Consider the following 13,184-nt stretch of genomic DNA (forward strand, 5'->3'; position numbering starts at 1 on the left):
CTCAGCGTCCGAACTTCCCCGGCCAACCGATGACTTTCTTTGGCCGGGGTGTCGCATAGGTCCGCACCTTCGAGGTCGACAAGCCCAGCCTGACCAGTGATTCGGCCAGGGTCACGGCGGCGGTCACACCATCCACCACCGGCACGCCGGTGCGTTGACGGATCTGTTCATCCAGCCCGGCCATGCCGCCGCAACCCAGGCAGATCACTTCAGCCTTGTCTTCGCTGATGGCCAGTTCGGCCTGGCGCACAATCGCTTCCATGGCCCGCAACGGGTGCTCTTCCAACTCCAGCACCGCCATGCCACTGGCCCGTACCGAGGCGCAGCGCTCATACAGCCCGGAGAGCTTGAGTCGGTCTTCGATCAGCGGCACCGTGCGGTCCAGAGTCGTGACCACTGAGTAAGCATGGCCAAGGAACATCGCGGTGCTGGCCGCAGCGTCGGTGATGTCCACCACCGGCACGTTCAGCAACTCCTGCAAACCTTCACGGCCATGCTCGCCATAACCGGCCTGGATCACGGCGTCGAATGGCTGGTCGTAGGCCATTACCCGGTCCATCACCGCAATGGCGGCCAGGTAGCTTTCGAAATTGCCTTCCACCGATTCGGCGCCAAAAAACGGGGTCAACCCGACAATTTCGGTGCCCGCTGCCGCCACGCTGCGGGCCTGCTGGGCGATGGCTTGGGTGATGGATTCGGTGGTGTTGACGTTGATGACAAGAATGCGCATGGAATGTCCTTGATCAATGGCTGACATTGTCGACAGCGATGGCTTCGCCACTGATGTCGGCATAGAACGGTTGGCGCTTGGCGATCAGCAGGTACAGCACCCCGGCAATGCCGGCCCCAAACAACCAGGAGAATGGCGAGACGCTGGCAAACCCCGGCAGCAGCGCCAGCACAATGGCGATCACCGCCGCCGGGACAAACGCTGCCACCGCTCGCAGGTTGACCCCGCGGCTGTAGTAATAAGCGCCATTGGGGTCTTCGCTATACAGTTGCGGCACGTCGATCTGGCCCTTACGGATCAGCCAGTAGTCCACCATGATCACGCCATACAGCGGGCCCAACAGCGCGCCCAGGCCGGAGAGGAAGTACACGATCACCAGTGGGCTGTTGTAGAGGTTCCACGGCAGGATCAGTACCGCGAGGAAGGCGCTGATCAGCCCGGCGCGGCGGAAGTTCAGGTACTTGGGCGCCAGGTTGCTCAGCACAAAGGCCGGGGCAACGAAGTTGGCCATGATGTTCACCGCCACGGTGACGATCAGGAACGCCAGGCAACCGAGCACCAGGAAGAAGGTATTGGGGATGGCTGCGATGATCTGGGTAGGGCTTTCGATTACCTGTCCATTGAGTTGGAACTGCCCGCCACACAGCAGCACGGTGATGATCGCGAACACCAGGATGTTCACCGGCAGGCCCCAGAAGTTACCGACCTTGATGGTCTTGCGGCACGGCGAGGAGCGGGCGAAGTCGCAGAAATTGAGGATCAGCGTGCCGTAGATCGCCAGCCACAAGGCGCCGCCGGCAAAGATATTGCGCCACATTTCGCCGCCGCTCAGAGGTTCGCGGATTGACCAGGCGATATTGCCGCTGGCCTGGAAGTACATCCAACCGGCCAGCGCCGCAACGGTCAGCAGAATCACCGGGCCGGCAAAACCTTCGTAGCGGCGGACCATTTCCATGCCGTAGGCCAGGATCACCAGTTGCACGAACCAGATGATCACAAAGCACGCCCAGCCCAAGGTTGAGAGGCCGAGGATCGCGTTGTGGTCGTAGTCGGCAAATCCTGGATGAATCGCCACCAACAGCACACGGAATACCACTGATGCGAGGTAGGTTTGAATCCCGAACCAGGCGATGGCGATCACGGCCCTGATCAGTGCGGGAATTTGCGCACCATGTATGCCGAAACTTATCCGGCTGATTACCGGAAACGGCACGCCGGTTTTCTGGCCCATGTAACCCGACAAGTTCATGAAGAAATACACCAGCGCCGCGCCGATCCCCAGGGACAACAGAATCTGCCAGCCGCCCAGGCCCAGGGCGTACAAGCCGATGGCAAAGGAATAGTTGGCGATGTTGTGCACATCGTTGGTCCATAGGGCAAAGATGCTGTAGCCGCCCCAGCGCCGGCCTTCGACCTTGGTGGGTGCCAGGTCCTTGTTATGCAGGCGCGGGCTCAGTACCAGCGGGCCAGGCGTGGTGGCCGTGGGTATTGACGTGGAGGAGGGCAGATCCAGTGCGAGGTTGTTGGAGAGACTTGTACGCATTCCGGCAGGCTCCTGGCATCTGCAGCAGGCGCGGACGCCTGGCATGCGGACACAAAGTGTATGAGGGTTGTTGTTGAAGTTGTATACAAAGACTTCAGCTCTCTTAGCCACTTGTGTGCCAGGTTTTTATCTATCAAAAGTTTGGTTTATTTCGTTTTTGCATACTCGATTAATAAATGGCTGAATTTAAACAGTTATAAGTTGACCATTTGAACAGGTATTTATTTTTATGCGGGAATGTAGGAATAGGTTATGTAGGAAGTTGGCTGAGAAGGGGTGTAACTTTTCGGTGCGTAATTATTAAAGTGCACACAAAAATGGCACGGATGGTTACGTTTATGTGTACATAATGATGGTGCGCCGCAAGCAAATGTGGGAGCGGGCTTGCTCGCGAAAGCGGTGTATCAGTTAGCGAAATAGAGACTGATACACCGCTTTCGCGAGCAAGCCCGCTCCCACACAAGATCACCACACAAGCCCACCCGACATTTGTCATGTGTCGCCAGATCAGGCCTTGCTGATGATGTTCCCCGCATGCAGCCCGCATTCCTTCTGCGTCGCCTCTTCCCACCACCAGCGGCCTTCGCGCTCATGCTGGTTCGGCAACACCGGGCGGGTGCATGGCTCGCAGCCGATGCTGATAAAGCCGCGTTCGTGCAGGCTGTTGTAAGGCAGTTCCAGCATGCGGATATAGCCCCAGACCTCTTCGCTGGTCATTTGCGCCAGCGGGTTGAACTTGTAGAGGGTGCGTTCCGGCGTGGAGAACGCCGTGTCGATTTCCAGGGCTGCCACCTGGCTGCGGGTGCCGGGGCTCTGGTCGCGGCGCTGGCCGGTGGCCCAGGCGCTGACGCCCGAGAGTTTGCGGCGCAGCGGCTCGATCTTGCGCACGCCGCAGCATTCGCCATGGCCGTCCTTGTAGAAGCTGAACAAGCCCTTTTCCTTGACGAAGGGTTCCAGCTTGCTCTGGTCCGGGGAAATCAACTCGATATCAATCTTGTAGAAGTCACGCACCTGCTCGATAAACCGGTAGGTCTCCGGGTGCAGGCGGCCGGTGTCGAGGCTGAAGACCTTGACGTTTTTGTTCAGCTTCCAGGCCATATCCACCAGCACCACGTCCTCGGCACCGCTGAAGGAGATCCACAGGTCATCGCCGAACTGGCTGAACGCCAGCTTGAGGATGTCCTGGGCGGACTTGTTGGCATAGGTCGCGGCGAGTTCAGCGACGTCGAAGGCTTGGTTCATCAGGACGGTTCCTACAGGTCAGTGGCGCTGAGCGCTCTATAGGAGTGGGATGTTAACAAAATCCGCTCTGCGTTGCGGCGGCCAGCGCGAATCGCTAGAGTTCGGCAGTCCTTTTGCTCGCTCAACTGAAAAAAAATCCAAATGGGAGTGTCTTGTGGAAATTGCCTGTCTCGACCTGGAAGGGGTGCTGGTTCCGGAAATCTGGATCGCCTTTGCTGAAAAAACCGGTATTGAATCCTTGCGGGCGACCACCCGGGACATTCCCGACTACGACGTACTGATGAAGCAGCGCCTGCGGATTCTCGACGAACACGGTTTGAAACTGTCGGATATCCAGGAAGTGATCGCCACCCTCAAGCCGCTGGAGGGGGCCATCGAGTTCGTCGATTGGCTACGCGAGCGCTTCCAGGTGGTGATCCTGTCGGACACCTTCTATGAGTTTTCCCAGCCGTTGATGCGCCAACTGGGCTTTCCGACCCTGCTTTGCCACCGTTTGATCACCGATGAAAATGATCGGGTGGTGAGCTATCAACTGCGCCAGAAAGATCCCAAGCGCCAGTCGGTGCTGGCCTTCAAGACCTTGTACTACCGCGTGATCGCGGCCGGGGACTCCTACAACGACACCACCATGCTCGGGGAAGCGGATCGTGGGATTCTGTTCCATGCGCCGGAAAACGTGATTCGCGAGTTCCCGCAGTTCCCGGCGGTGCATACCTTTGAGGACTTGAAGCGGGAGTTCATCAAGGCTTCGAATCGTTCGTTGAGCCTGTAGGTGATTTAGCGAGGCTGGTTGCCTCATCGCGAGCAAGCCCGCTCCCACACTGTGGGCGCGGGCTTGCTCGCGATAGGGCCCTCTAAAACGCTAAAGATCAAGCTCCCGCAAGCAACTGCTCATAAGGAATGCGCAAACCCTCATGCAGGCGCTTGATCATGGCCAGGCTCAACTTGCGCTTGTGGTTCAGCACTTCGGACACGCGGCCGCTGGAGCCGATAAAGGGTTCCAGGTCCCGAGCCGTCAGGCCCAGTTGGTCCATGCGAAACTTGATTGCCTCCACTGGATTGGAAGGCGGCATGGGAAAGTGTTCGTCTTCGTATTTTTCGATCAGTAGCGCGAGGATTTCCAGCTCATCACCTGCCGGCGAGCCGATCTCTGCCCCCCATAGATGATCCACGCGCGCCAGTGAAGCGGCCAGGTCTTCGGGGGTACGAATAGGTTTGATGTGCATCACACAGTCTCCGCGTTGATCTGGTCGTACTGGGCGTGGGTGCCAACAAACCGTATGAAACCCAGCTGCCGCAAATAGTCGATCGCCATGATCACTCGATATTTATTGCCGCCGATATTGAACACCACCCTTCCACCTTTGAGGATACTTGCGGTGCGAAGCTCCGCCTTCAGGTCTTGGGGCCTGTGAAAGGTGGATTTCGCCATATGGCGATACCATTCAATCAGTGGTGTTTTGGCGTCGGTGTAAGCCGGGCTGCTTTCCCAGAACTCCCTCAAGGTGGCTCTTGCGATCAGTCGCATAAATCAAGCCTCCCAATTTGGGAGATATTAGGTGTCACATCTTGGATTTGCAACCCCTGGCAGGGAGCGCGATGCGTAGGAAATGGGCTTTGCTTCAACGGTGCAAGCGATAAAACGATAAAGGCAATAAGCAGTCGATCCATGTGATCCCTCACAGACGGCCAAGTGGAATGCTGATGGACGCTATCCTTGCGCTCCAGTACTGTCCACGGCGCTTCTGATTCAGGTTCTTTCCCTGGGAGGTGCGCTTACAGCCCTTCCAGCGTTTGCAGCAACACCCGCACCTTGGTCATCGATTCCTGATACTCCGCCTGCCACTCGGAGTCCGCGACGATCCCGCCGCCGCCCCAGCAACAGACCTGGCCATCCTTGACCAGCAGGCTGCGAATGGCGATTGAGCTGTCCATCTCGCCGCGTACATCCAGGTACAACAATGAGCCGCAGTACAGTCCGCGTCGGGTCGGTTCCAGCTCGTCGATGATCTGCATCGCGCGGATCTTCGGTGCGCCGGTGATCGAGCCGCCGGGGAAGCTGCCGGCGACCAGGTCCAGGGCGTCTTTGCCGTCGGCCAGTTCGCCGGTGACGCTGCTGACCAGGTGATGCACGTTCGGGTAGCTTTCCAGGCTGAACAGCTCCGGCACCTTGACCGAGCCGGTGCGGCAGGTGCGGCCCAGGTCATTGCGCAGCAGATCGACGATCATCAGGTTCTCTGCACGATCCTTGGGGCTGGCCAGGAGTTCGGCGGCGTTGGCCGCATCCTCCTGGGGGGTCAGCCCTCGGGGGCGGGTGCCCTTGATCGGGCGGGTTTCCACCTGGCGTTGGCTGATCCGGACGAAACGCTCTGGCGACAGGCTCACGACCGCGCCATCGTCCGGCAGGCTCTGAAAGCCCGAGAACGGTGTCGGGCAAGCGGCACGCAAGGCGCAATAGGCGGCCCAGGGATCACCGTTGCAGGTCGCGCGAAAGCGTTGGGCGAAGTTGACCTGATAGCAGTCACCCGCCTGGATATAGTCCTGGATGCGGGACAGGGCCTGTTCATAGGCACTGGCGCTCAGGTCCGGGGCCATCCGGGTGTGTAGCTTGAAGCTGGCCGGGGTGTGGGCGGCGGGGCGGCTGAACAGTGCCAGCAGCCGTTGCCGTTCGCTTTCCAACAGCTTTGGGTGGAACACCAATTGGCTGGTGCGCGCCTGGTGGTCACTGATCAGCGCCCAGGCATACAGGCCAAAACGTGCGTCGGGCAGGCCCAGGTCGTCGATCGCCTGGTGCGGCAGGTGTTCCAGATGGCGGCCAAAATCGTAGCTCAGGTAGCCGATCAAGCCGCCGGCAAATGGCAGTTCATACGGTGCGGGCAGGCTGGCTTCACCCAGTAGCGTGAGGTTTTCCCGCAGTCGTTGCAGAAAATCGCTACCGCTTTCGTCCGGCCACACCGCCAGTGTTGCCTCTGGCCAGGCGCTGAGCAGGTCATAGCGACCACGCTCGGCTGCCGGCCGGCCGCTGTCCAGCAGGATGGCGCCAGGGGCATGGCGGATCGCCGCGAAATACTCGGCAGGGTTTTCCAGGTAGGGCAGCGGGTGTACGGAGCAGGTCGACATGCGGGGGGGGGATCAGCCATGGGCGTGGGGAGGGGATTGTAGTCCCCTCCAGGATTTGCTCCTAGAGGGGATGTCGGGGATTGTTGGGTGGACGGCGGTGTGGTCTGTTGGGGCGCCATCGCCGGCAAGCCGGCTCCTACAAGGAGATCAGCCTTCCACGGGTGGAATATGGCCAAACATTTCCTGGGCAAATCTCACGCGTTCTTCCGCCGTTTCCGTCACGCCCGCCGCTTTCAGTTCTTCGAGGCGCGCTTCCACGGCATGGGTGCGCAAGGTCAGGCCGCAATCGTTGGCGATCTGGATGTTCAGCCCCGGCCGGGCATTGAGCTCCAGGATTAATGGGCCTTTTTCCTGGTCCAGCACCATGTCCACCCCGATGTAACCCAGCCCGCACAGCTCGTAGCAGCCGGCGGCGAGCTTCATGAAACCGTCCCAGTTGGGCAGTTGCACGCCGTCTACTGCGTTGGTGGTGTCCGGGTGTTTGGTGATGATGTTGTTCAGCCAGGTGCCGCGCAGGGTCAGGCCGGTGGCCAGGTCCACACCGACGCCAATCGCGCCCTGGTGCAGGTTGGCCTTGCCGCCGGATTGGCGGGTCGGCAAGCGCAGCATGGCCATCACCGGGTAGCCCATCAGCACGATGATGCGGATATCCGGCACGCCTTCGTAGCTGATGCTCTTGAAGATCTGGTCGGGCACCACCCGGTATTCGATCAGTGCGCGGTCACGGTGACCGCCCAGGGAGTAGAGGCCGGTGAGGATGCTGGAAATCTGGTGCTCGATTTCCTCATGGCTGATGATCTTGCCGGACACGGTGCGATAGCGTCCTTCAAAGCGGTCGGCGATCACCAGGATGCCGTCGCCGCCGGCGCCCTGGGCCGGCTTGATCACGAAATCGCTGCGGCCACCGATGATTTCGTCGAGCTTGTCGATTTCTTTTTCGGTGGAAATGATCCCGTACATCTCCGGCACATGGATACCGGCCGCAATCGCCCGCTCCTTGGTGATGATCTTGTCATCGACAATCGGATACAGGCTGCGCTTGTTGTACTTGAGCACGTAGTCGGCGTTACGCCGGTTGATGCCCATGATGCCCCGCGCTTGCAGGGCCTTCCAGGTCTTCCAGAACCCGAACATTACGAATCAGCCTTGAGGAAGGCCTTGAAACGCACCAGTTCGGTCAGGCGGTAACCGCGATAGCGACCCATGGCCAGCATGAAACCCACCAGGATCAACAGGATCGCCGGGAAGGTGAACACGAAGTAGATCAGCTCCGGCACGCTCATGATGATGTGTGCCAGGGACGCGGCGAACAGGGTACCGATCGCGACTTTCATCGCGTGGCCGCCACCGCGTTCTTCCCAGGTAATCGACAGGCGTTCGATGGTCATGGTCAGGATCACCATCGGGAACAGCGCCACCGACAGGCCGCGCTCCAGGCCCAGCTTATGGCTGAACAGGCTGATGGCCGCGATCAGTACGACCACAAAGGTCAACACCACCGACAAGCGCGGCAGCATCTGCAATTTCAAGTGCTCCAGATAGGAACGCAGAGACAGCCCGAGCGCGGTAATCACGGTAAACAGCACGATGCCAAAGCCCAACTGCGTCTCGCGGAACGCCAGGGCGATCAGCACCGGGGTGAACGTCCCCAGGGTCTGCAGGCCGATAAGGTTGCGCAGGATCAGGATCACCAGCACGCCAATCGGGATCATCACCATGATCATGAAGGTCTGCTGGGTTTGCAGCGGCAGGCCGTAGAGCGAGTATTCGAGGAAGTTGGCGTCGGTGTTCTCATCCGTCAGCTTGGCCAGGCGAATGGCGTTCATCTCGCTGTTGTTCAGGCTGAAGGTCACGGCGGCTTTCTTGCCGCCGTCGACGGTGATCAGGTTTTCATCACCGGTCCACCACAGCAGGCGGTCAGAAGGCAGGCCCTGTTCGCCGGTTTCCGGGTTGAAGTACAGCCAGTCGTTGCCATTGAAGCTGCGCAGCCACAGTTCCGGGGTTTGCGGCTGGTCGGCCACCAGGCGGAGGGTGTGGACCTTTTCCACCGGCACATGGGCGATGGACAGCAGCAACTCGACGATCTTGGCCTTGTGCGGCGTCGACGGATCGCCCGCGAGCAGCAGCTTGACGTTGTCGTCGTTGAGGTTGTTGGTGCGCTTGATGGCTTCGCTGATAAAGGTCTCGACGTCGGCCGAGTGTTGGCGGATCGGCGCCAGCAGGGCTTCGGCGGCGATTTTTTCCGGGCCTTCGACGGCGATGCTGTCGCGGAAGGTCGGGCCCTTGACCTTGAGCTTTTCACCGCTGTAGCGCTTGGTCAGCACCAGGCGGTAGTAGAGGGTCTGGTTGCCCTTGGCGCGCCGGGCCGACCAGGTGACCTTGCGGTTGCCGTCGATGCGATTGACGCTCACCCCGTAGTTATTGGAGATGAAACTCTCATTGAGGCTGACGAAGTCGCGACTCAGGGGCGGCACGAACATCTGCACCTTGACCGGGTCCTTGGCGTTGGCGACGAACTCGACCTTGGCGTCGATGTTCCACAGGTCGTCAGTGGCGTCTTCGGTCACCGGGATGCCGAGGACGAAGATCTGATAGGCCGTGACCGAAATGCCCAGTACCACCAGGACGGCGATCAGAATCTTCAGGTGCATAGTAAGAGAGCGCATTGGAATTACTCGGCGGTATGAGCGTCGGTGGCGCAGGCAGGTTTGCCTGCTGCGTATTTAAGACTGGGGTCGACCAGCGCATCAAAGCGTTTCAAGGCTTCGGAGCCGATCAGCAGCGGATATTGGAAGGCGCTGCGGTCAGTCAAGTTCACTTCGATGCTGCGTAAAGCGGTGCCCATGCAGATATCCAGGGCAATCACCGGACGGGCGGTGTAGTTCTTGTCCTCATCGGGGTCGTAGTCACCGGCGCGGCGCTTGATCTTGCTGACGCGGGCCAGGGGGCGCTCGATGGGGTGCGAATGGGCGGTATCGATGGCCAGGTAGAAGCGCACCCAGGATTCACCATTGCGCTTGAAGCGCTTGATATCCCGGGCACTCAAGGACGCGGTCTTGGCGCCGGTGTCGAGCTTGGCGGCGACTTCCAGGTCAATGCCCGCCAGCTTGGCGTATTCATTGAGGCCATACACGGTCTTCTCGGCAGCGAAACCAAGGCCCGGAAACAACAGTAGGCAAAGCAATAGGGGGAAGGGCTTGAGTCTCATAGATCCTGAGGCGGTGCAGTGCGATGTTTGATTCAAGGCGACTGGCATTGCTGCGCAAGCTCCCTCGTGCGCCTTTTCATCAATAGATGTCAGGCAAATGCGGCGGGCATTCTAACATGAAGGTTTTCTGGCGCCAGCGCTGGCAGGCGGCCATGCCCTTATAAGGTGCAAGCAGGGTTATTAGACGATTGTCGACAATGTGTATTTATTCTTTGACTATCTTGGGCTGATTGGCTAGTTTTTGCGGCATTGATTTTAAAGGTGTCGACAATCATGCTGGATCAACTGGAAATTCCGGTGGCAGGGCAGGACGATTCCCAGACGATGTCCGAGAATGTCTTCCGCCGTATCCAGGCCGCCATCGTCAAGGGCGAGATAGCCCCCGGCAGCAAGATCTCGGAACCGGAGCTGGCGCGCACCTACGGCATCAGCCGTGGCCCGCTGCGCGAGGCGATCCACCGCCTGGAAGGCCAGCGCCTGCTGGTGCGCGTGCCCCATGTTGGCGCGCGGGTGGTGTCCCTGAGCGAGGCCGAACTGGTGGAACTCTACGAAATCCGCGAGTCCCTCGAAGGCATGGCCTGCCGCCTGGCCGCCGAGCGCATGACCGACGAAGAAATCGAGGAGCTGCGCCAGGTCCTGCACACCCATGAACGCGATGCCGCGTTCCAGGCCGGTGTTGGCTACTACCAGCAGGAAGGCGACTTCGACTTTCATTACCGGATCATTCAAGGCGCACGCAACCGCACCTTGACCCAGATGTTGTGCGGCGAGTTGTATCAATTGGTGCGCATGTACCGCATCCAGTTCTCCGCCACCCCCAATCGTCCACGCCAGGCCTTTGCCGAGCATCACCGTATTCTTGACGCGATTGCCGATCGCGACGGTGAACTGGCCGAGTTGTTGATGCGCCGGCATATCGGCGCCTCCAAACGCAATATCGCCCGTCACTTCCCCGACGGCGCCCCCCAGACAGCCACTCCACGAGGTGAGTCATGAGTTCCTATAAAAACAGCACCCCAGGCCAGCGTTTCCGTGACGCCGTCGCCAGCGAACACCCGTTGCAAGTGGTTGGCGCGATCAACGCCAACCATGCCCTGCTGGCCAAGCGCGCCGGTTTCAAGGCCATTTACCTGTCCGGTGGCGGTGTTGCTGCGGGCTCCCTCGGTGTGCCGGACCTGGGCATCACCGGCCTGGACGATGTGTTGACCGATGTGCGCCGTATTACCGACGTGTGCGACCTGCCGCTGCTGGTGGACGTGGACACTGGTTTCGGTTCCTCGGCCTTCAACGTGGCGCGCACCGTCAAGTCGATGATCAAGTTCGGTGCTGCCGCGATCCATATCGAGGACCAGGTGGGCGCCAAGCGCTGCGGTCATCGCCCGAACAAAGAAATCGTGTCCCAACAGGAAATGGTCGACCGCATCAAGGCCGCCGTGGATGCCCGCACCGATGACAGCTTCGTGATCATGGCGCGCACCGACGCGCTGGCCGTGGAAGGCCTGGAGTCCGCGCTGGAGCGTGCCGCCGCGTGCATCGAGGCCGGTGCCGACATGGTCTTCCCCGAAGCCATTACCGAGCTTGAGATGTACAAGTTGTTCGCTTCGCGCGTGAAAGCGCCAATCCTGGCCAACATCACCGAGTTCGGCGCGACGCCGCTGTACACCACCGAACAGTTGAAATCTGCCGATGTTTCCATCGTGCTGTACCCGCTGTCGGCGTTCCGCGCCATGAACAAGGCCGCCGAAAACGTCTACACCGCGATCCGTCGCGACGGTACCCAACAGAACGTGATCGACACCATGCAAACGCGCATGGAGCTTTACGATCGCATCGACTACCACACCTTCGAGCAGAAGCTCGACGCGCTGTTCGCCGCGAAAAAATAAAGGCTACGTGCTCACTGTAGGAGCGGGCTTGCCCGCGAAGATCGTCAACGATAACGCGGCCAACCTGAATAAACACGGTGCCCTGGCGTTTTTCGCGGGCCAGCCCGCTCCTACAGGGGGCGGTGGTCGCCCTGATAAATATAAGATTGGAGAAGAACCATGGCTGAAGCAAAAGTACTGAGTGGCGCCGGCCTGCGTGGCCAGGTGGCCGGGCAGACAGAATTGTCCACCGTGGGCCAGGCCGGTGCCGGGCTGACTTATCGTGGCTATGACGTACGTGAACTGGCCGCCGACGCGCAGTTCGAAGAAGTCGCCTACCTGTTGTTGTACGGCCAATTGCCGACCAAGGCCGAGCTGGCCGCCTACAGCGCCAAACTGAGCAAGCTGCGTGACCTGCCCCAGGCGCTCAAGGAAGTGCTGGAGCGCATCCCCGCCGACGCCCACCCGATGGATGTGATGCGCACCGGTTGCTCGTTCCTGGGCAATATCGAGCCGGAAAAAGACTTCAGCGTGCAGCGCGATGTCACCGACCGCCTGCTGGCGGCCTTCCCGGCGATCATGTGCTATTGGTATCGCTTCAGCCATGACGGCAAGCGCATCGACTGTGTGACCGACGAGCCGTCGATTGGCGGCCACTTCCTGCACCTGCTGCACGGCAAAAAGCCGAGCGAGTTGCACGTCAAGGTCATGAACGTGTCGCTGATCCTCTACGCCGAGCACGAATTCAACGCGTCCACTTTTACCGCGCGTGTCTGCGCCTCGACCCTGTCGGACCTGTATTCCTGCGTCACCGCGGCCATCGGCTCGCTGCGCGGCCCGCTGCACGGCGGGGCGAATGAAGCCGCGATGGAAATGATCGAGCGTTTCTCCTCGGCAGAGGAAGCGGTCGAAGGCACCCTCGGCATGCTGGCGCGCAAGGACAAGATCATGGGCTTTGGCCACGCGATCTATAAAGACAACGACCCGCGCAATGAAGTGATCAAGGGCTGGTCGAAAAAACTCGCCGATGAAGTGGGCGACAAAGTGCTGTTCCCGGTCTCCGAAGCCATCGACAAGACCATGTGGGAGCAGAAGAAACTGTTCCCCAACGCCGACTTCTACCATGCCTCGGCGTACCACTTCATGGGCATCCCGACCAAGCTGTTCACCCCGATCTTCGTGTGCTCGCGCCTGACTGGCTGGGCGGCGCATGTGTTTGAGCAGCGTGCCAACAACCGCATCATCCGCCCAAGCGCCGAATACACCGGCGTCGAACAGCGCAAGTTCGTGCCAATCGAACGTCGCTGAAAATCTACTATCTCGGGCTGGAAACCCGATCAAAGTGTGGGAGCGGGCTTGCTCGCGAATGCGGTCTAACAGTCGCCAAGTGTGTTGAATGACACGCCGCCTTCGCGAGCAAGCCCGCTCCCACATTTAGGTCTCATTCCAACTCTGGATCCGGCTTCTTTTGTAATT

Annotated in this window: 13 protein-coding genes; 4 read left to right on the top strand and 9 right to left on the bottom strand. The window is 59.9% G+C overall.

The features are described from left to right. Position 1 precedes the first annotated feature (1 nt). The 3 genes from FJD34_RS07370 to FJD34_RS07380 form a co-directional block, all read right to left on the bottom strand. Positions 2-730, bottom strand: a complete 729-nt coding sequence (locus tag FJD34_RS07370) for an aspartate/glutamate racemase family protein (protein ID WP_032863408.1) — start codon at positions 728-730, stop codon at positions 2-4. 13 nt (positions 731-743) lie between these two features. Continuing rightward, entirely contained in the window at positions 744-2,273 is a 1,530-nt protein-coding gene (locus FJD34_RS07375; protein ID WP_032863407.1) for an NCS1 family nucleobase:cation symporter-1, read from the bottom strand. Positions 2,274-2,780: 507 nt separating this feature from the next. Beyond that, the gene (locus FJD34_RS07380) at positions 2,781-3,515 is read right to left on the bottom strand and encodes a phosphoadenylyl-sulfate reductase (protein ID WP_016973617.1); all 735 of its coding nucleotides are present in this window, start codon (positions 3,513-3,515) and stop codon (positions 2,781-2,783) included. Between the two features lie 154 nt (positions 3,516-3,669). Between FJD34_RS07380 and thrH the strand changes: the two genes are divergently transcribed. Then, on the top strand, positions 3,670-4,287 hold the full coding sequence (thrH, locus tag FJD34_RS07385) for a bifunctional phosphoserine phosphatase/homoserine phosphotransferase ThrH (protein WP_029298307.1): 618 nt from the start codon (positions 3,670-3,672) through the stop codon (positions 4,285-4,287). Between the two features lie 97 nt (positions 4,288-4,384). Here the strand turns inward: thrH and FJD34_RS07390 are convergent, their stop codons facing one another. The 6 genes from FJD34_RS07390 to rloA form a co-directional block, all read right to left on the bottom strand. Next, the gene (locus FJD34_RS07390; RefSeq protein ID WP_032863406.1) at positions 4,385-4,741 is read right to left on the bottom strand and encodes a helix-turn-helix domain-containing protein; all 357 of its coding nucleotides are present in this window, start codon (positions 4,739-4,741) and stop codon (positions 4,385-4,387) included. Beyond that, positions 4,741-5,043 carry a type II toxin-antitoxin system HigB family toxin gene (locus FJD34_RS07395; RefSeq protein WP_032863405.1) on the bottom strand — a complete coding sequence of 101 codons (303 nt, stop codon included), beginning with the start codon at positions 5,041-5,043 and terminating at the stop codon, positions 4,741-4,743. Before FJD34_RS07395 ends, FJD34_RS07390 begins: the two co-directional genes overlap by 1 nt. A gap of 248 nt (positions 5,044-5,291) precedes the next feature. After that, positions 5,292-6,635, bottom strand: a complete 1,344-nt coding sequence (pabB, locus tag FJD34_RS07400) for an aminodeoxychorismate synthase component I (protein WP_032863404.1) — start codon at positions 6,633-6,635, stop codon at positions 5,292-5,294. Between the two features lie 147 nt (positions 6,636-6,782). Beyond that, a complete protein-coding gene (locus tag FJD34_RS07405) occupies positions 6,783-7,769 on the bottom strand; it encodes an alpha-L-glutamate ligase-like protein (protein WP_090291718.1) in 987 nt (328 codons plus the stop codon). Continuing rightward, positions 7,769-9,301: an osmotic stress tolerance membrane protein RloB gene (gene rloB / locus FJD34_RS07410; RefSeq protein ID WP_032863402.1), complete on the bottom strand. Its 1,533-nt coding sequence runs from the start codon at positions 9,299-9,301 to the stop codon at positions 7,769-7,771. Before rloB ends, FJD34_RS07405 begins: the two co-directional genes overlap by 1 nt. A 5-nt stretch (positions 9,302-9,306) precedes the next feature. Further along, complete coding sequence (gene rloA / locus FJD34_RS07415; RefSeq protein WP_032863401.1) at positions 9,307-9,843, bottom strand: retropepsin-like aspartic peptidase RloA; 537 nt, start codon at positions 9,841-9,843, stop codon at positions 9,307-9,309. Between the two features lie 273 nt (positions 9,844-10,116). Here rloA and FJD34_RS07420 point away from each other — a divergent pair, with 273 nt between their 5' ends. The 3 genes from FJD34_RS07420 (at position 10,117) to prpC (ending at position 13,016) form a co-directional block, all read left to right on the top strand. Beyond that, the gene (locus FJD34_RS07420) at positions 10,117-10,839 is read left to right on the top strand and encodes a GntR family transcriptional regulator (RefSeq protein WP_065943460.1); all 723 of its coding nucleotides are present in this window, start codon (positions 10,117-10,119) and stop codon (positions 10,837-10,839) included. Beyond that, positions 10,836-11,729, top strand: coding sequence for a methylisocitrate lyase (gene prpB, locus FJD34_RS07425; protein ID WP_029298299.1), 894 nt, complete (start codon positions 10,836-10,838; stop codon positions 11,727-11,729). The genes FJD34_RS07420 and prpB overlap by 4 nt, the downstream gene beginning before the upstream one ends. A gap of 159 nt (positions 11,730-11,888) precedes the next feature. Continuing rightward, on the top strand, positions 11,889-13,016 hold the full coding sequence (gene prpC, locus FJD34_RS07430; protein WP_032863399.1) for a bifunctional 2-methylcitrate synthase/citrate synthase: 1,128 nt from the start codon (positions 11,889-11,891) through the stop codon (positions 13,014-13,016). The last annotated feature ends 168 nt before the right edge of the window (positions 13,017-13,184 follow it).

This window comes from Pseudomonas brenneri (genome assembly GCF_007858285.1).
GTDB lineage: Bacteria > Pseudomonadota > Gammaproteobacteria > Pseudomonadales > Pseudomonadaceae > Aquipseudomonas > Aquipseudomonas brenneri.

What these genes read in the sequence shown, in the direction of transcription:
- FJD34_RS07370 (WP_032863408.1), bottom strand. Translation starts at nt 730, where the DNA reads ATGCGCATTCTTGTCATCAACGTCAACACCACCGAATCCATCACCCAA.
- FJD34_RS07375 (WP_032863407.1), bottom strand. Translation starts at nt 2,273, where the DNA reads ATGCGTACAAGTCTCTCCAACAACCTCGCACTGGATCTGCCCTCCTCC.
- FJD34_RS07380 (WP_016973617.1), bottom strand. Translation starts at nt 3,515, where the DNA reads ATGAACCAAGCCTTCGACGTCGCTGAACTCGCCGCGACCTATGCCAAC.
- FJD34_RS07390 (WP_032863406.1), bottom strand. Translation starts at nt 4,741, where the DNA reads ATGCACATCAAACCTATTCGTACCCCCGAAGACCTGGCCGCTTCACTG.
- FJD34_RS07395 (WP_032863405.1), bottom strand. Translation starts at nt 5,043, where the DNA reads ATGCGACTGATCGCAAGAGCCACCTTGAGGGAGTTCTGGGAAAGCAGC.
- pabB (WP_032863404.1), bottom strand. Translation starts at nt 6,635, where the DNA reads ATGTCGACCTGCTCCGTACACCCGCTGCCCTACCTGGAAAACCCTGCC.
- FJD34_RS07405 (WP_090291718.1), bottom strand. Translation starts at nt 7,769, where the DNA reads ATGTTCGGGTTCTGGAAGACCTGGAAGGCCCTGCAAGCGCGGGGCATC.
- rloB (WP_032863402.1), bottom strand. Translation starts at nt 9,301, where the DNA reads ATGCGCTCTCTTACTATGCACCTGAAGATTCTGATCGCCGTCCTGGTG.
- rloA (WP_032863401.1), bottom strand. Translation starts at nt 9,843, where the DNA reads ATGAGACTCAAGCCCTTCCCCCTATTGCTTTGCCTACTGTTGTTTCCG.
- FJD34_RS07420 (WP_065943460.1), top strand. Translation starts at nt 10,117, where the DNA reads ATGCTGGATCAACTGGAAATTCCGGTGGCAGGGCAGGACGATTCCCAG.
- prpB (WP_029298299.1), top strand. Translation starts at nt 10,836, where the DNA reads ATGAGTTCCTATAAAAACAGCACCCCAGGCCAGCGTTTCCGTGACGCC.
- prpC (WP_032863399.1), top strand. Translation starts at nt 11,889, where the DNA reads ATGGCTGAAGCAAAAGTACTGAGTGGCGCCGGCCTGCGTGGCCAGGTG.